The organism is uncultured Bacteroides sp. (assembly GCF_958445495.1).
Taxonomy (GTDB): Bacteria; Bacteroidota; Bacteroidia; order Bacteroidales; family Bacteroidaceae; genus Bacteroides.
Window position 1 is genome coordinate 22,047 of the sequence record NZ_CAUCSQ010000024.1, and the last position, 18,991, is coordinate 41,037.

General features: G+C 42.6%; 10 protein-coding genes. 9 read left to right on the forward strand and 1 reads right to left on the reverse strand.

Going from position 1 to position 18,991, the window contains the following annotated elements; all coding sequences use genetic code 11:
- The first annotated feature begins 5 nt into the window (after positions 1-5).
- From Q5076_RS10005 to Q5076_RS10045, 9 genes are all read left to right on the forward strand, one after another.
- Positions 6-1,517: a RagB/SusD family nutrient uptake outer membrane protein gene (locus tag Q5076_RS10005; protein WP_303012863.1), complete on the forward strand. Its 1,512-nt coding sequence runs from the start codon at positions 6-8 to the stop codon at positions 1,515-1,517.
- 24 nt (positions 1,518-1,541) lie between these two features.
- Positions 1,542-2,441, forward strand: a complete 900-nt coding sequence (locus Q5076_RS10010; protein ID WP_303012865.1) for a DUF4984 domain-containing protein — start codon at positions 1,542-1,544, stop codon at positions 2,439-2,441.
- Positions 2,442-2,452: 11 nt separating this feature from the next.
- On the forward strand, positions 2,453-3,970 hold the full coding sequence (locus Q5076_RS10015) for a DUF5003 domain-containing protein (protein WP_303012867.1): 1,518 nt from the start codon (positions 2,453-2,455) through the stop codon (positions 3,968-3,970).
- A gap of 55 nt (positions 3,971-4,025) precedes the next feature.
- Positions 4,026-6,644: a DUF4458 domain-containing protein gene (locus Q5076_RS10020; RefSeq protein WP_303012869.1), complete on the forward strand. Its 2,619-nt coding sequence runs from the start codon at positions 4,026-4,028 to the stop codon at positions 6,642-6,644.
- Positions 6,645-6,683: 39 nt separating this feature from the next.
- Positions 6,684-8,471, forward strand: coding sequence for a hypothetical protein (locus Q5076_RS10025; RefSeq protein WP_303012870.1), 1,788 nt, complete (start codon positions 6,684-6,686; stop codon positions 8,469-8,471).
- Between the two features lie 37 nt (positions 8,472-8,508).
- Positions 8,509-10,587, forward strand: coding sequence for a subtilase family N-terminal domain-containing protein (locus Q5076_RS10030; RefSeq protein WP_303012871.1), 2,079 nt, complete (start codon positions 8,509-8,511; stop codon positions 10,585-10,587).
- Between the two features lie 21 nt (positions 10,588-10,608).
- Positions 10,609-11,406 (forward strand): DUF1573 domain-containing protein, encoded by a 798-nt coding sequence (locus Q5076_RS10035; protein WP_303012873.1) that lies wholly within the window; start codon positions 10,609-10,611, stop codon positions 11,404-11,406.
- Positions 11,407-11,444: 38 nt separating this feature from the next.
- A complete protein-coding gene (locus tag Q5076_RS10040; protein ID WP_303012875.1) occupies positions 11,445-11,936 on the forward strand; it encodes a lipocalin family protein in 492 nt (163 codons plus the stop codon).
- 285 nt (positions 11,937-12,221) lie between these two features.
- The gene (locus Q5076_RS10045) at positions 12,222-16,268 is read left to right on the forward strand and encodes a two-component regulator propeller domain-containing protein (RefSeq protein WP_303012876.1); all 4,047 of its coding nucleotides are present in this window, start codon (positions 12,222-12,224) and stop codon (positions 16,266-16,268) included.
- Between the two features lie 109 nt (positions 16,269-16,377).
- On the opposite strand, the gene Q5076_RS10050 is transcribed toward Q5076_RS10045, so the two are convergent.
- The gene (locus Q5076_RS10050) at positions 16,378-18,759 is read right to left on the reverse strand and encodes a PDZ domain-containing protein (RefSeq protein WP_303012878.1); all 2,382 of its coding nucleotides are present in this window, start codon (positions 18,757-18,759) and stop codon (positions 16,378-16,380) included.
- Positions 18,760-18,991 lie beyond the last annotated feature (232 nt).

Below are 18,991 nucleotides of genomic sequence, written 5' to 3' on the forward strand. Positions count from 1 at the left end.
ATAGAATGATGAGAAAGATTAAGTTATATATATTGGCTGTAGCAGCCAGCCTGCTGACTACTTCCTGCCTGGACAAATATCCTACTGATTCGATTCAGGCTGATCAGGCCATCACGACAGTTGAGGAGGCTAATCAGGCTATTATCGGTATTTATGCCGCATTTAAAAGTTCTTATTTGTATAGTGGAAATTTGACCCTGTTGCCTGATATCCAAGCAGACCTGGTGTATGCGGTTAACGGTTATTCGAATGTGTATGGCGATATCTGGCGTTGGAATATTCTTCCTACCAATACGGATATTGAGGCTGTTTACGGAGCTTTGTATGCAGTGATAGGCAATTGCAACTTCTTTTTCGAACAAATCGAGAAATTTGAGAATACGATAGTAGATGATACGGAATATGAAAAGCTGCAACAGTATAAAGGTGAAGCTTATTTTGCCCGGGCTCTGGCCTATTCGGAACTGATTAAATGTTTCTGTAAGGCTTATGACCCTGCTACGGCTTCGAATGAACTGGGAGTAGCTCTTGTGACTAGTTATTCGAATGCAGGGGTGATAAAACGTGCATCTTTAGAAGAATCTTATCAGTTGGTTTTAAGTGATTTGGAGAAGGCGTCCGAACTTCTGGAGCCGGAGGATGATGAGGAAGATATCCAGTTTTATAATACGTCCTACTTTACTTATTATACGGTGCAATCCCTTTTGGCTCGTGTTTATTTGTATATGCAGGACTGGGATAATGCAATCAAGTATTCTTCATTAGTGATTGACAGCGGTAAATTCCTGCTGTCGGATGCGAGTGCAATCTATACGGGCAACTATTCGTACTATGCCTATATGTGGATGTACGACCAAGCTACGGAAATCATTTGGAAAGTTGGATTCACGGGTACTTCATATGGGGGAAAGCTCGGACAGGTTTTCTTGAACTATGATTATAGTTCGTATAAGCCCGATTATGTTCCGGGTAACCAGGCGTTGGGATTGTATGATTCCACAGATCTCCGTTACAGCACTTTCTTTGCCAGCGTACAGACAGGTTATGCGCACGGATTGACGTGTCCGTTACTTATCAAATATCACGGTAATCAGGAATTTTTTGAGAGCTACAACCTGTTGCATGTGAATATGCCGAAAGTATTCCGTTTGTCAGAACAATATCTGATTCGTGCTGAGGCATATTGTCGTAAAAATGATTTTGGAAAGGCGGCGGACGATTTGACAATATTGCGCAAGGCTCGTTATAAGAACTATGGTTCAGCAGTGTTAGACCAAGATACTTGGCTGGATGAAATCAGCGATGAGCGGGTACGTGAATTGTTTATGGAGGGTTTCCGTTTGAATGATCTGAAACGTTGGGGAAGAGGTTTTGAACGTGAACCGCAGACACAAACAATCGACAACGGCAATAATCTGAAGATTGATGCAGACGATCCGTTGTTTGTCTGGCCTATTCCACAGCATGAGATTGATGCTCCGGGTTCGCAAATCGAACCGAATGAAAGTAATAAATAATCTTATAATAGTAAAGAAGTAACAATGAAACGATATTTATTAAGATTTGGAGTCATGTCTTTCCTGTTGGGGTTGTTAACCGGTTGTAACGAGAGTTATGTGACCTATAAGGGCCCCGATTATGTTATGTTTGCAGACACGCTCCAGACTTTGGCGATTCAGGATGATGAAACGTATTATGACGTTCCTGTTTCTGTAACTACTGCCTGTGACTATGACCGTACGTATGCGGTGGAGGTTGTGGATGAAGGAAGTAATGCTATTGAAGGCAAACATTATGATTTGGCTTCAAACAATGTGACGATAAAGGCTGGTGAACTGTCTTCTTCAGTGAGGTTACGCGGTTATTTCAGTAATTTTGAGGATACGGATTCTATCGGGGTGATGCTTCGGCTGGTTGCTGACAAGAGCAAGCTTTGGGACATCTATGGAACAGATACTAAAGTAGTGTTGCAGAAAGTATGTCCTTTTAGTCTGGATACTTTTACGGGATATGCCAAACTGACTTCCACCTTTTTTGACGATTACATGCAGCAGACCTCGGTACGTTTATTGGAAACAAAAGTCAGTACGGATTCAGAAGACGCTCCCAATACCATCATATTACCCGATTATTTGTATGACGGCTATGATATCAAAGTGACATTCAATACGGAAAATCCTCTTGAACCTATACTGGAATGGGAACCGCAAGTTGTGGGAACGACAGCGGAAGCATTCGCAGGAAGTGTTTGGGGAGATGACAAATTGCGTGTGAAAGAACCGGATGGCGTCAACTCTTATTTCAACGTATGTCAGAATTTTATTTTGCAATATATGACATTCTATGTTGAGAATGTAGGTACGGTCGGTACTTATATAAGTATTGTTGAATGGATTAGTGAAGCTGAATACAAGAAATTAAAGGCTGAATTAGGACAATAAAAATGATTCGTATGAGAAGTATAAATTGGTTGGTAGGAATTTGCATTTTTGCATGCGGTATTATTCCCTTGCAGTCTTGTTCCGATGAAAATAATGAAAACGTTTCACCTTCCTTTCCGGAGGTACAGAAAATGTCGTTTACCGCAGGAGGGGAGGAGCAAAAACTGACGTTTGACGCGGAAGCGGCATGGACGCTTTCTTCTTCGCGTTTGTGGTGTAAGTTCGTGTCTGGAAGTGAGGAGTTGCCTATGGTTGCCGGTCTTGCCGGAGAAAATACGGTGACAGTGAAAGTGACTGATGAAATTTGGAATTTTGAAGAGTCTACGGCAGAGTTAACCTTATCCATAAATGGGGTTTCACAGGTAATTGCAACTATTGTCCGTGGGGCGAAAACACCTGTGATAGACGGATATGACGATGAGCATCCGGTTGAGATTGCCTATGCAATGAGCCAGAGCGGGATTCAGAAAACGATTACGGTGAAAGCTAATTTCGATTGGGCGCTGGAACAGTCGCCGGAGTGGTTGGCGATAACCGAATTGCCTTTGCAGGGGGATGCCAATCGTGAATATGAGATTGAAATGACTGTGAAGGACGAATATAAAGTTTCCGCCCAAGAAGGAGTGTTGGCTTTTACCGGCAGGCAAGGAGCCGATTCTTACTCTTTCCCGGTTAAATATGCCGGTATGGGAGAAAAAGATATTGAGATATCTCTTTCCAATGTCTGGAATTGGAATGTTTCCCGTGAAGGTGATTTGTATTGGTCGGGTTCTTTAAGCGGCGATGTGGGTGAAACGGAGAAGGAAAATTTCCCTTTGAATATCAAGATTGCCGCTAAAGACTATAAATATGAGGTAATACGTTTTGTATCGGGAGAACACGGGTTAACCGTCTTAGCACCGGAATCTATGAATGAGTTCTTCCAGGTCGAGGATGACAAAAAAGGAAACCTTTCCGTTCCTTCAGTGGATTTGAATACAGGAGCTGCCAGAGATGGCTATATTTTGACTATTCCCGAATCTGTATATGTCAATGATATGCAGGAAGACCCGGATATGGCATTAAGTGATGATTATATGTCTATTGGAGAGGAATATGAGAAGTACGTAGCCTGGAATTTCAAACAAGAAGCGGGTGAAAGCCTGTCCGGAGGATTTACCATCAAAGATGCTTTGTCGTATGAAGATATTCCTTGTAAGCAAGGATATTCAAATCCGGATATCATTGCTTTTATCATGTCGGAATTTTCTGTAAAAGAATCGCAGATTTATTCAGTAGATGTCACGGGCAATACTCCTTTAGTCATTGACCCGCTGCTGGATATGGAAGAATGGAATCCGTCGGAAGGCATGGAGAAAGCGGTCACTGCCATGGATTTCTCGATGGGGGATGTGGATACTGAAGATTGGGGACTGGGAATGAATGCTTCAGGCTTTACCCTTAATCTGACTACCGATAAGTCGATAATAATCGGATTCAAGGATTCCAATCAGATATACAAGAAGGTGCTGATTATCAGTTGTGAATAAAAAGTATTGCATATTGGCTGTAATCAATTAAAAAATAATAGAACAAATTCAATATATGAAACTAACATTCTTTTTAGCCAGGTTCCTGTGTATTTCTCTATTGTTGGGGACTTCTGTCTGGATGGCAGGGTGTTCCGATGATGATGAGCTCGTTCAAAGTGCAGGGAATGGCTATATTCAATTTAAACTCTATAAAGAAGCCTCTTATGAGAAGCAGGCCTCTTCCCGGTCTTCAAGCGATCAACTGGACTTTTTGAACGATGCGAAGAAAGTGAAAGTCGTATTGAAGAAAAATGAGATGGTATCTTCATATACCCTGAGCTTACACGCTTATGACGAAGAAAGTGCGGAATACGGTTTGCGTTCGGATAAACTGGAATTGGTGTCCGGAGAATATACTTTGATTGGTTATTATCTATATAATAAGGTAGAAGAGTCCATCTATGCCGGAGAGCCTTCCGTTCCAACCAATTTTACAATAACGGAAGGCGGCCTGAATGTACAGGATTTGGTGATAAATACGATTGCCCGGGGAAAAGTGAAATTCCGTCTGACAAAAGACCTTTCCGCCATACAGACAAGAGCGGAGGGAGAAACACAGTATCCGCTTACCAGCATTGCTTTGGTAGATGTAACGGTGAAAAACCTTGCAACTAAAATCAGTACTTCGTTGCAGAATATGGAAGTGGAATATGAAGAGGACTTTAATGATGAGGGAAAAGAAACTTCTTATGTGGTAATTGACTCTTTGATTACTCTTGAAGCCGGCGAATACCAGGTCGTTTCCTGTTTCACAAAACAGACCAAGACTAAGACCCTGGAAGTGGGGACACCGCAGAATATCAAATTCAGCATTGTTGATAACAAGGAAATGGATGTAGATATTCCGGTGACCTTGCATGAGTCAGCCGACTATATAAAGGATTATCTCGCTCTGAAAGCCATTTGGGAACAAATGGAAGGAGAGGAGTGGTCTTATGTCGGTGAGAGCTACGCCAGAGGGGTTAACTGGAATTTCGATAAGGATGTCGACCTTTGGGGAGACCAGCCGGGAGTAAGTCTGAATTCGGAAGGACGTGTCATTTCTATGTCCATCGGCGACTTCGGCCCGAAAGGAATGGTACCTGAACAAATCGGTGAACTGACGGCTTTGGAATCTCTGGCACTGGGTACTCACAATGATCTGATGCGTCCCCAGCATGATGAGCTTTCTGCAGCTATGAAAAATCTGACGGAAGAAAACCTGAAAATTATTCGTAACGACTATATGGATAATGTTGTAAAACATGACCTTCGTAGTGATTTCTCCGAACCATTACGGTGGGGCATGAAAGAGAAAGGAGTGTCAATTGCTCCTAAGAGTCGCGGAGGAATTTCTCTGTTTGACGTCAATTGGGGAGATTATACGAATGGGATTACAGGTATCCATCCTGCTATCGGTAAGCTGAAAAAGTTGGAAGTTCTTTATATTGCCAATGCTCCTATCACGGATTTGCCGGATGAAACCTCGGAAGGGGCTGATATCGCATCCGGAGCTATCGGTATGGCAGGGCTCACAGCTTGTACGGATTTGGAAATCTATAATTGCCCCAAACTGGAAAGATTCCCTGATGTGCTCGGCAAGATGCCTGAATTGATTCAGGTTAATCTGGCAATGAACAAACAATGGAAGTCTGACGATATCAATGCCGGTCTTGAGAAATGGTTTGGTACGGAGAATGCGAAAAAACTGCAAATTCTGTATTTAGGATATAACAATATTTCCCAATTACCTGCCAGTGTCAGCAATCTTGAGAAATTGAGTAAGATTGACTGCGTTTACAATAAGCTGACTTCTCTGCCTTCCTTTACGGAAAAGGTAAATCTGGTACAGGCGGCATTTGATTACAATGAAATCTCGACACTGCCGGAAACCACTTTCTGCGGTATGGCTGATGTGGAAACTTTATCTTTCTCTCATAATAAAATTACCGAGTTCCCGGATTTCTTTGATGTGAACTCTATATACACGATGAAATCGGTCGATTTCTCCAATAATCAGATTACGGAGATACCGGATGATTATCAGGGAATCAATGTCTCAACTTTATCTTTAGCCAATAACCGGCTGACTAGGTTCCCAAAAGGCCTGTTCGCTTCCGGCTCTCCGATTACGGAATTAAATTTGAGCGGTAATTTAATAGCGACCTTTGAAAAGGGAGACTTGACCGGGAAAAATACTTATATGTTGACAACTCTTGACTTGACATACAACCGTCTGAAAGAATTACCGGACGATTTCAATGGTAAAACCTTGCCTTACCTGTATGGTCTGGATGTCAGTTGGAACCGTTTCTCGGCATTCCCTTACGGTGCGCTGAATATCTCTTACCTGACAGTTCTCGGTATTCGCGGACAAAGGGATGAAGACGGTAACCGTATTTACAAGGAATGGCCGGCGAGTGTGTCCGAACATAAAGGGCTGAGGGCTTTGTATCTGGGTAGCAATGACATCGGAAAAGTGGCTGATACGGAAACAATCTCTTACTTGATTTATAATCTTGATATAAGTGATAATCCGGAGATTGTGATTAACCTGTCCGCCGTATGTCCTTATATCGAAGCGGGAATGTATAACTTGATTTACGATTCTACGCAGGATATCCGTGGTTGCGATGCATTGGATTTAGAATAAGAGAAGATAATTTGTATGATACATTTTATAATGAAGAATATGAAAAAAGGAATTAAATATCTGCTAAGCATACTTGTCCTGTCAGGTATTCTCGTTTCCTGTAAAGATGATGAGGAAGTCGCAGTGACCGGCTTCTCGATAGACCGGGAAGAGATAACCATAGGTGAAAACGGAGGGACAGAGTTGGTTAAAATCTCTACGGATGCATCATGGCAATCCAGTACGGAAGCATCCTGGTTGCAGTTGCAGCCGGGAAACGGCGTGGGTTCCGGCGTGAGTGAAATCAAGGCAGACTCCTCTGTGGTAGACCATCTGCGGGAAACCGAAGTGCGTTTCATGGCAGAGAGAGGCGAAATGAAAATATTGAAAGTCAAACAATTCGGTTATGCTAAAGAAATTGTTCTTGACGAAGATGAGATTACGTTGGAAAATACGGCAGAGTACGAAAAACGTTATTTTGAAGTCACTGTAACTGCTAATGTTAATTTCGATGTGATTATTCCGGAAGGAGTGAACTGGCTGACTTTCGATAAAGATCAGAAAATCGATTTGGATTATGGAGACCGGCCCCGTACCGGTAAGTTACGCTTTGAATGGTCTATCAATATGGACGACAAAAATGAGAGGACGGCAGAGATTACCTTTATGCCTGAAAATACAGCCGAAACGGAGTCCGGAGCCGAACAGGCACAACCGGTTGTGTTGAAGGTCGTACAAAAGAAAGCGCCGGAACTGACAGATGACAGAGCCGGTGATTCTTTGGCAGTACTTGCTATTTATCAAGAGCTGAATGGCATGTTCGGTTGGGATACCAGTGAAAATATGCGCCATTGGGAGAATGTAAAATTGTGGGAAGCCAGTGATAAGATTGACGGAGAACGTATTCCTGCCGAAATGGTAGGACGGGTGCGTTCTGCAGCTTTCCAGTTATTCAGTACCAAAGAGACTATTCCTTATCAAGTCAAACAGTTAAAGTATGCGGAAGAACTCATATTCTTCAGTAATGCCAACCGGGAAATTAAAGATATTGAGCTTGGAGAAGAAATCTGTGAATTGATGAATTCCGAAAATTCATATCTGAAACGTTTGACTATCGGTGCTTATGGTTTGGTGTCTTTACCGGAAGGATTCAGGAGTGACAAGCTCGAAGCTCTTGACTTGAGTAGTAATAACTTTGCCAAGTGGCCTACGAACTTGAACAAACAAAACTTCCCGAACTTGAAGAGACTGGAGATGAATTCGTTGAGACGTCAATTCACAGGATATGACCTGTCGAAGGTTGACGGAGATGAAATCGGCTTCCGATGGGAAACCGGGTTTGGTAAGGATTATCCGTACAACTCCGCAAATGATGCCAACACGTTCAAGATGCTGTTGCAATGGGAAAATCTGGAAGTACTTTCCATTTCTGTATCTTTGCTGGAAGGTGAGCTGCCTAGCGACGAGGAGTTGCTTCGGATGAATATCGAACCCTATACGGAAGAGTATATCAAGGAGATGCCTTATTTCAAGGGAGATACCATCAGTTTGGAGGATGCGAAGAAGTACCTGCTGGAAGATGATGAAAAAACTCATAAGAGCGCACCGAGGGTATGGCCGAAAATGAAAGAGCTTTCTATTAACCTGAATTTCCTGACGGGAGAACTTCCTAAATGGATATTGTATCATCCTTATTTGGAATTTTGGAATCCGTACTCCATGATTTTCACACAAGAATCCGGTGCTATTAACTCGAAAGGTCAGAAAGTGCAATTTGACAATGAACCGCAGACCCTCGATTACTATTATGAGATGTATCCGGGCAGAGAACCCAAGATTACGGAATAAGGTTATTAATTGTGAATAAAAAATTGTAAGTACAACAATGAAGAAAATATATTTGCTTGCCGTATTGTTTACAGCATCATTCTTCTACTCCTGTTCCGATTCCGTTTTACCGGAATCGGGAACCGGGCAGAAGGAAACGGCTCCTATTGTAAATCTGCCGGACGATGCCGTCAGAGGAGAATTGTTCATCAAGTTCAAACCCGAAGTGGCCGATATACTTGACAAGGCGGGTGCTTTACCCGGAAAAGGTGGAATGACACGTTCCAGCATTCCTTCTGTCGATGAAATTCTGGATATTGCCGGCGCCTATAAATTTGAGCGCGTATTTCCCGTAGATACGAAGAATGAAAAACGTACGCGCGAAAGCGGGCTCCACCTGTGGTATCTGGTCCGTTTCGATAAGGAGGCTGATCCGATGCAGGTAGCCCGCGACATGTCGAACCTTGCAGAAGTCGCTACGGTAGAGTTTAACCGGGAGATTAAAAGGGCATATAATCCCGAAATGCGTGGAAAACGGGTCAGTGAGGAAACTTTGAGAACTGCACGGACACTGTCCGCTAAAGGAAATTATCAGTTTAACGACCCGCAGCTTTCATCGCAATGGCATTATATCAATGACGGTACCATACTTGGAACAGAAGGGGATAATCTTCCTTCTTACGATTATTCCGGATATGATGTGAATTGTGATGAGGCATGGGAACTCTGTCAAGGAGACCCTTCTGTCATCGTGGCTGTATTGGACGAGGGTGTGATGTACAAACATGAAGATTTGAAAGCCAATATGTGGGTGAATGAAGGCGAAAGCATCGGTTCGCTCAATGATGCCGACGGTAACGGATATGCAGGCGACCTTCATGGGTATAATTTTGTGGAAGAGACCGGGTTGATAACTTGGAGTGATCCCAATGACACGGGACATGGAACTCACGTTGCCGGTACGATTGCGGCAGTTAATAATAATGGTAAGGGAGTCTGCGGTGTTGCCGGAGGAACGGGCGACTCCGATAGCGGAGTGAAAATAATGTCCTGCCAGGTTTTCTCCGGTGACAAGGGAGCGACGATGCTGGCTGAGGCTAAGGCAGTGAAGTATGCTGCTGACAACGGTGCGGTCATCTTGCAATGTAGTTGGGGATATAACTCCGGACGTGCGAATTCTTCTTCCTATACGCCGGGACCAACCTCTGATGAGTCATGGGCGAGCCAGGCTATTTTGGAAAAAGAGGTGATGGAATATTTTCTACATAATGCCGGTGACCCGAACGGAGTGATTGAGGGTGGTGTAATAATATTCGCAGCCGGTAATGAATATGCCCCGATGTCAAGTTATCCGGGGGCGTATAAGGATTTTATATCGGTGGCGGCCATTGGTCCGGACGGTACTCCTGCTCCTTATTCCAATTACAGTACTCCGAGTGGAAATGAGAATATGATAACCGCACCGGGCGGTGACGGCGAAGGGACGAGAAACGAGAAAGCCCTGATACTTTCCACGATGCCGGAAAGTGCCCTGGAAATGGGAGGAAATTCTAACGGAAGCGCTTATGGATATCTGGAAGGGACATCAATGGCTTGTCCGCATGTTTCGGGAGTTGCAGCATTGGGCTTGTCGTATGCTGCGAAATTACACAAACATTTCCGGGCGGAAGATTATCGGGAATTATTGTTGAACTCTGTAAACTCATTGGACGAAAGACTTTCGGGAGTTAAATCCTATTGGTACGGATGGTCCAGTTTAGGCGAAGCAGCACCCCATTTCCAACTCAATCTTTCCCAGTACAGAGGAAAAATCGGTGGTTTGATTGATGCCCGGAAGGTATTGGAAAACGTTGCCGGAACCTCTTTCGGAGGGCAACCGATGCGCATTCCTAATGTCTATATCGTTACCGGCGGGACTAAACTGATTGAGTTAAGCCGCATATTGCAGTCCGGAGTGATTGCAACGGGATGTACGGTTGCCGACAATAATATTGCTTCTGTTACTCTGGAAGATAATGTATTGAAGGTAAAAGCGCTTGCTCCGGGCATTACGAAAGCGAATGTAGCGACTAGCGACGGTGGAGAACAAAGTTTTGTGATAACCGTACGTCAATCTACGGGAGAAGGGTGGATGTAAACAGTTCATTCGGTTATAGAGATGAAATGGCTTATTATATGCGGAGTTTTACTTTCTGTGCATGCTTCCCTGTATGCACAGAAAGTTGTCTCACGTTCGGAGCTGGATAGCGTAATAACACCGAAGCTATATCCGCAAGGGGATGACATACTCCAATTTACCAGTAAGGAAATCGATGTAGGCATATTATCCGAAGATGAACCGGCGAAAGAATATACCTTCATTTGTAAGAATATAAGTGATAAGGTTGTCACCCTGACAAAAATCCGGACTTCGTGCGGGTGTACGGAGGCTGTAGCACAAAAGGAGGTTTTGCTTCCGGATGAAACGACCGGAATAAAGGTGGTTTATAATCCGTTAGGACATCCGGGGAAGCTGTATTCACGTGTTTTCGTTTATACGGATATTTCGGGCAATTCTCCGTTAGCAGTATTGGCGCTTGTCGGTAAAGTGACCCCGTCCGCTGTTTTATGGAAGGATTACCGTTATGCGATGGGAAGTTTTTATCTACGCCGGAAAACGGTGAAGTTCGGTAAAGTGTTTCCTACGGCTAAAAGAGTAGAACGCATATCCTGCATCAACGGTGGAACGGAACCTGTCAAAGTGACTGCGGCAAAAGAAACATTGCCGCCTTACATGACAGTATATACCAGGCCGGAAATACTGGAAGCTTCGGAAACGGGAGAATTGCTGATTTCTGTCGATGGCAGTAAATTGCCTGCCACTGGCGATAAAAGTATCCAGGTAACCGTTTTACTGGAGGGCATTTCGGTTTCTCCTTCGGAAAGAATGTTGAAAATAAGCCTTGAATTAGAATAAGTTTTGTTAGAAAAGACACATTTAAACAATTGATTGATATGAAATTTTTCTTTAGAATAATAGCGTTGTGCTTTTGTTTGTCATTAACGGTTGCGTCTTGCAGTAATGACGAAGAGGTTTCCGTTCCTTATTTGGAAGTGAACTACGCTTCCTTGAATGGCACGTGGATGCTTACGGAATGGAGAGGTGCCCCTTTGGAAGAAGGACAATATGTATATATCACTTTTGACCGGAAAGAGCATACCTTTGTGATGTATGAGAATATGGGAAGTATGTATTCACATGAATCTACCGGAAGTTTCGAGGTTGAGGAAGATGATGAACTGGGAACTGTCTTGACCGGTGAATATGATTATGACAATGGGAGTTGGAACACTTATATCGTAACTGAAATGACTGCTACTACTATGAAGTGGACTGTGAAAGGTGATGCGGAAGATGTTTCGGTCTATACCCGTTGTCCGGAAATACCGGAAGACATTTTAGCAGGAAGCCGTAGTATCGTGCATGTAGCTTTTTCTGTGGAATGACAGATTGATGTAAGTATTATAATGTTAAATAAGAATCGCTATAGCCTCTATTTAGAGATTGCTATAGCGATTTTGTTATTTTAAAATATGATAAACGATTTATGAATACAAAATAGAAAAATAAAAATATCGGAACCATGTAGTTGGTGAGAGAAGGTTTAATTTCAGGATTTTTGTTCCGATTTGGTGTGACAGAAAGAAAAAATGGTATAAATAGCGGAGATTTTTAATCACAATTGTTTTTTTTTGTAAATTTGCTATCCGGTATTTATAATTATAATAAACATGAAAAGAGTAATAACCTTTCTCTTTAGTCTTTTATGCCTTTTGATGGCGGTTTGTGCTAAAAATCATTATTTTAAGCACTTGGGAGTATCTGATGGGTTATCTCAAGTTTGTATTCCGGCCATTTATCAGGATGAGTTAGGAGCGATATGGCTGGGAACCACAGAAGGATTGGATAGATATAATGGTAAAGATGTGAGAATATTCCGTCCTTCCCAGGAAAATAAAGGGCTGACAAATAATGAGATTAACGAGCTGTGTGGAGATAAAAAGGGGAGGATGTACATTCGTTCCGGAGGCGATTTGATAAAACTGGATATTTATAAAGAACGGTTTACCTGTCTACGTCAAAATGATGTAAGAGGAATGTTCTGTAGAGAAGATACTCTTTGGGTCAGTTGTAAAGGCGGCATCTATTATTATACAAGCGAAAGTTCAGATTTGACTTTTGTGACCCGGTTACGGGACGGGGTTGGGCAAGGAGAAGCTTTATATGTGACGGATGATATGATATGGGTGATTACCCGGAATCATCTGGTTGTAATTTCGCGTAAGAATCCGGTACGGCAAGATACATTGCTTTCATTCAGTAGAGGAAAATGCATTTCGGGAGATAGTACAGGTAATATTTGGGTGGGTACATGGGATGGTTTATATCGTCTTTCCGTCAATCGTGAAATCACTCATTACACCAGTGCCCCCGGAATGGGTGATTTGTCGGATAATCAAGTCCGATGCGTATTGGAAGATGATTTTAAACGTATTTGGGTGGGTACTTACCGCGGGCTTGACTGCTATGACCCTGCTACTGACGAGTGGATACATTATACTCGTTATGGAGATTCGTCGAATACGTTAAGTCATCATTCTATCTTGTCCCTTCATAAAGATATGCAGGGTAATATTTGGGTGGGTACTTATTATGGAGGGGTGAATGTCTTTAATCCGGACAAGGCCAATAATCATTTTTATTATGCCGAACCTTTGCAAGAAGACTGTTTAAGTTTTCCCGTTATCGGAAAAATGACAGAAGACAGTCGGGGAAATATATGGATTTGTACGGAAGGCGGAGGGTTGAATTGTTATAATACGAATACCGGGCGTTTTACTCGTTATCAGCATAAAGAGGGAGAACCGGGAAGTGTGGGCAGCAATAATCTGAAATCCATATTTTACCGGAAGGAAAATAATCGTTTATATGTCGGTTCTCATTTCGGAGGTTTGTTTGTTTTGGATTTAAAGTCGAATAAAGGACATTCCTTCCATCATATAGAAGGAGATCCGGTTTCGTTACCGCATGAAATAGTAAATGATATTCAAGCATATAAAGACGGTCTTGCTTTGCTGACACAAGGGGGACCTGTATTTATGAATCCGGAAACAGAGAAATTTTCTCCACTCTCCACCGATACGGCAATTCAACGAATTTTAAATAAAGAATATGCTTTTGAAACCTTCCTGATTGACAGCCGGGAACGCATGTGGCTGTCTTCTGTCAGTGGCGGAGTCATCTGTGTCGATTTGCCTTCGTCAAAAATAACCCGGTATGTGACGGATGCCGATAGCCGTTCTGCAATAGGTAAATTTAAAGTAGTACATATTTTTGAAGATAGTAAAAGAGATATTTATTTTTGTACGATAGGTTCGGGAATATTTAAATACCGGGAAAAAGATAACTCTTTTGAGTCCTATAGAACATCCAACGGATGCCTTCCCAATGATTATTGTTATTATATCTGCGAGTCGGTGGAAGAACACTGCCTGTTTGTTTTACATGGTGGAGGCCTGTCCGTCTTTAATCGGGAAAAAGGAATGGCAGAAGACACATATCATCCGTTCCGTCAGACTTATAGCCAAGAGTCCGCATTGTACCGGAGTAAGAAAGGAGTGATTTATATTGGCGGTACGAATGGCCTTGCCTTGTTTCAGGAACAGTCCTTGTATGCACCTCCGCCTCGGAGTTTTTTAAGTTTTGATAAACTGTTTATCTTTAATGATGAAGTGACTCCGAATGATTGTTTAGGTATTTTGACGGATATATTGGCAAAGACATCCGATATTTATTTAAGCCACAAGCAAAATAATGTGACGATAGAGCTGGCTACATTCAATTATAATAATGAACGTAATCATTTGTTCGAATATCGTTTGGACGGTTTCGACAAAGCCTGGACTAAAACTTCGGGTACGACCGTCACCTACACCAATTTACCTTCGGGGAATTATACGCTCAGGGCACGTTCGTTGGAAAGCAAAGAAAGCCGGAATGAAGAAATACGTTTGAATATACATGTCTCTGCACCTTTTTACGCTACCGCATGGGCATATTTATTTTACTTTCTAGGTATAATAGGGGTATTGGTTGCATTCATCCGTTTCAAGACCAGACAGGCAGCCTTGAAATCTTCTTTAGAGTTTGAACGGAAAGAAAAAGAAAGGATTGAAGAATTGAATCAGGTAAAGTTACGTTTTTTCACTAATATCTCTCATGAATTCCGGACTCCGTTGACACTTATTTTGGGACAGATAGAAGTATTGATGCAAATGGACAATCTGGGCACAGTCGTTTATAACCGGATTTTGCGTATATATAAGAATGCATGGCACATGAGAAACCTGATATCCGAATTATTGGATTTCCGTAAACAAGAGCAAGGCTATCTGAAACTTAAAGTTGAGGAAAAGGATTTAGTAGCTTTTACCCGTCAGATATACATGTGTTTCTATGAATATGCGCAGAAAAAAGAAATAACCTATCGTTTTCTGTTTGTAGAGGATACCATATCCGTTTGGTTCGATTCGGTGCAATTGCAGAAAGTTATTTTCAACTTGTTGTCAAATGCTTTTAAATACACTCCGGACAAAGGTAACATAACAGTAGAAGTGAAAAAGAATAATTTACAGGCAATAGTCTCTGTCACCGATACAGGCATCGGCATTCAGGATAAGGATATTTCCAAGATATTTGAACGGTTTTATCAGGCAGGTGATACTTCTTCTTTTTTCACTCCGGGCACAGGCATCGGTTTGGCACTTTCTAAAGGCATCATGGATATGCATCATGGGAAGATTGAAGTGAGCAGTGAAGTCGGTAAAGGAAGCCGGTTCTCCTTGAGCCTTTTGTTGGGTAACCGGCATTTCAGTAAAGAAGAAATAACCCATGCGGAAAAAGGGGAAACAGCCACGGTATTGAAAGACACCTCTATTTTTCCGGATATACCGTTGATGCGGCTGGAAGAAGAATCGGATTTATTTTTGGATGAAAAGTCGGAAGATAATAAACCTTCCCTTTTGCTGGTAGAAGATAATGAAGAACTTCTCCTTATGCTGGCTGATGTGTTCCGACCGATGTATGAGGTAAATATGGCCCATAACGGACGTGAGGGGCTTGAAATGGCGCGGCAGTTGCAACCGGATTTGATTGTAAGCGATGTGATGATGCCGGAAGTCTCAGGAAAAGAATTATGCTATAAAATAAAAAACAATGTCGAGCTTTCTCATATTTCTATTGTCTTATTGACAGCACAAAGCTCTCCGGAATATATGGTGGAAGGTTTTATGTTCGGAGCAGATGATTATGTAACCAAACCGTTCAATGTTAAAGTCTTGTTGGCGCGTTGTAATAATTTAATCAGAAATAAGAAGCGGCTGATAGCCCATTATGCCGGCAAACCCGCTGCAGAGACAACAATAGGAGTGAGCGCCATTAGCGAACATGAGCGGGAATTATTAGAAAAATCCGTAAATATTATTCAGAGAAACTTTGAAAATCCGGAATTTGACGTGATGTCTTTGGCTTCGGAACTTTGTATGGGGCGTAGCAAATTATATATGCAGTTCAAACAAATAACCGGATTGACACCCAATGAATTTATCCTAAAAGTAAAACTGGATGAAGCCATGAACTTGTTGAAAAATCGTCCGGAATGGAACATCTCCGAGATTGCCATCCGATTAGGATTCTCTTCTCCCCGTTATTTCAGCAAATCCTTTAAGTCGTTTTTTGGAGTGGCCCCGCAAACAGTCAGGAGTAAAAAGGGAGACTGACCGTCATTCATTTGAAAGAAAACGGTTACGCAAGTTGGAAAAATTCAAATCCTGTCTATGAAAAGCATGATTATCAATCCCTTTCATAGACAGGCAATGGACGGATTTTCTACAGTATTTTTTGTTTGATTGTATTTCCCGGAATAGTAAGCGGATACTCCCTCTGGTTTCTGAATAAGACTATTTCTATAGGGCTTGTCAAGTCCGCCTTCTGGATAGCCTGTTTTAAATCTGCCAGGTTATTCGTCGTTTTTTTGTCAAACTTGAGAATAACGTCATTAGCATGTATAAAATCCCTGAGAGGATTTCCCATTACTCGGACAGAGATGACATATACCCCTCGTTCCGAATCCATCCCTGTAGCAGAACGCTCCCCTAAAGTCTCCAGGTTCTTGAGAGACAATCCGGACCATTCAAGTACAGATGCCCGTGCAGTTTCCTGCCATATAGCCGGGTGCGGCATTTGTGGACGTTTAGCTATCGAACGCAGCCTGGGAGAGATGACCCCGAATCTGTCCGTCTCGAAATTCCTGAATCCGCATAAAGGGCTGATTTCAGCTATTTGCTTAATCTTAAAATCTCCGGTTAAAGGATTGCAGAATGTGACTGGATAAACGATAGAATGCTCATCCGTGCCATTTTTACGAGCGGCTACGTATGCGGTACTGTCAGTAAACAGATTATAGTCGACCTCTGTCCCCCAGTGTGAGACACCGATAGACCGATAAGGCTCCATAATTATATTCCGTGCAAATACATCGCCGCTGTTTCTAAACCAGACATGCGGATGGAAAGTACAGTTAATCATTATGTTATTTTCTACTGTGCGATAGAACCCCTCCCGTAATTTTATACCTCCGTTTAAACATAAATTATTATATATATGGTAATTGCTGGAACCGTCGTCCAAATCTATGTCCCAACCGCGGTCACATTTAAAACGGTTGTTGCGGATAACGGTGCAAGACGAAGCATCTGCAAGAATCAGTCCGGGTTCCGCCTCTACCAACCGGGCCATCTCTTTATATGAGCTTCTCCAGAAACGGTCACGTCCCCATGAATTGAATGCTCCGTGGTCACCGGTTTCCTTCACCGTGTCGAAAACATCGTTATATTCGATGATATGTCCGCCCCAAGTCCCTTCGCTGATGTTGATACCGGCACGGGGCGTATGATAAATACTGTTGTGGCCGACAGTGATGAACCGGCACATTGAAAGCTCTATTCCGGTAGTCTGTTTCTCGAAAAGTCCGATGTGGTGAATCAGATTATCGTATGCAGAACAATAAGCCGGATAATCGTTGTTTGCAGGACCGGGAGTACGGTCTAATTCTGGTATGGGAACAGACTTCCCATATTCAAAACTAGGTGAACGTACCGCTTCCGGGTTACCCACAAAACAAATAGCGCTTGCCCCGATTTGGAAAAAATGGCATCCGGATACGGATGAATTCCGGTTGTAGTTCGAAAAGAAAAGAGCATTGCCTCCTAAATGATGCAAATCGCAGTTCTTAATAACACAGTTCTCAGTACCCTCCAGGAAAATAGCCCCTCCGCGGTAAATAGTCCAGTCGGAACGTAAAAGAGGCTCATACCGCTCCATAAAAGTACGTATTGTCTGGGTGAACGCTATATCTTGAATAGTAATATTTCTGACAGGTGATTGCTCGCTGCCGCGAAATTCGATTAAATGTTTTAGTTGAGGCGCTTCCAATAAGGCAACGGTAATATCCTCATGAGGCATTGGATAATAATAAAGGATAGATTCTTTCGTATCGTAATACCATTCTCCGGGCGCATCCAACTCTTCAAAAATATTCTCCACCATTCGATTATGCGGGTGCAAGCCGGAAGGCCTGTTGTTTTGCCATCCCCCTTCCAGTTTCAGTTTATCCGTTTTTTCTTTTTCAATGATTCGGAAATGGAAATCTCCCCAATCATGTGAATGCATTGCATGTAAATAGCCTCCGGCAGGATTTTTCCATTTTTTGATTCGTTCCGGTGAAGTCGCGTCTGCCGACGTTCCGTTCAAACGGACGGCAGTAGAATCAAAGTCAGGATAACGTGCCATGGGACGTATAACTCCGTTCACCAATAACATATCCATTGTACAAGGAATGGACACCCGGGCTTTCATTATATTTCCTTTATGAGGTTGCCAGTCTGGTTTAAGAGGAATTCCGCCGGTAAGAGTGGCCTGTTCGCCGGGATAAGAACGGACAGTCAGTTGTTTTTGCCCACCCCCGTCTTCCGGAGTAAAGACTAGCGGACGGGTCAGGAAATATTTTCCTTGCCTTAAATAAATGGTAATAGTCCCGTGTTGTTTGCGGGCCTCATGTTTTGCCTTTTCAATACTTCTGAAAGGCGCTCGTACACTTCCGTCATTTGTATCTTTCCCATCGGGAGATACGAAAAAATTTATTTGTGCTGATAATACGGAGCATTGTCCTGCGATACATAACAAGGACATAAGGAAACGAAATTTTGCCATGATGTATATTAAAAATTAGGTATTATGTACTAAGTTCGTGAAAATCTTTGATATACGCAAAAGAGCAGGTGAATTTGCCGGAAGAACCTGCCGATATTTTCCACAAGTACGGTTGTCGTCTGTTTGAAGCGTTGCCGGATGAGAATCCCATTCCTTAATTTGTTGCAAGATAAGTACGGAAATACCGGAAAAGAACACGTACATAACCTCTCCGTTTAGTGTAAATATGGTA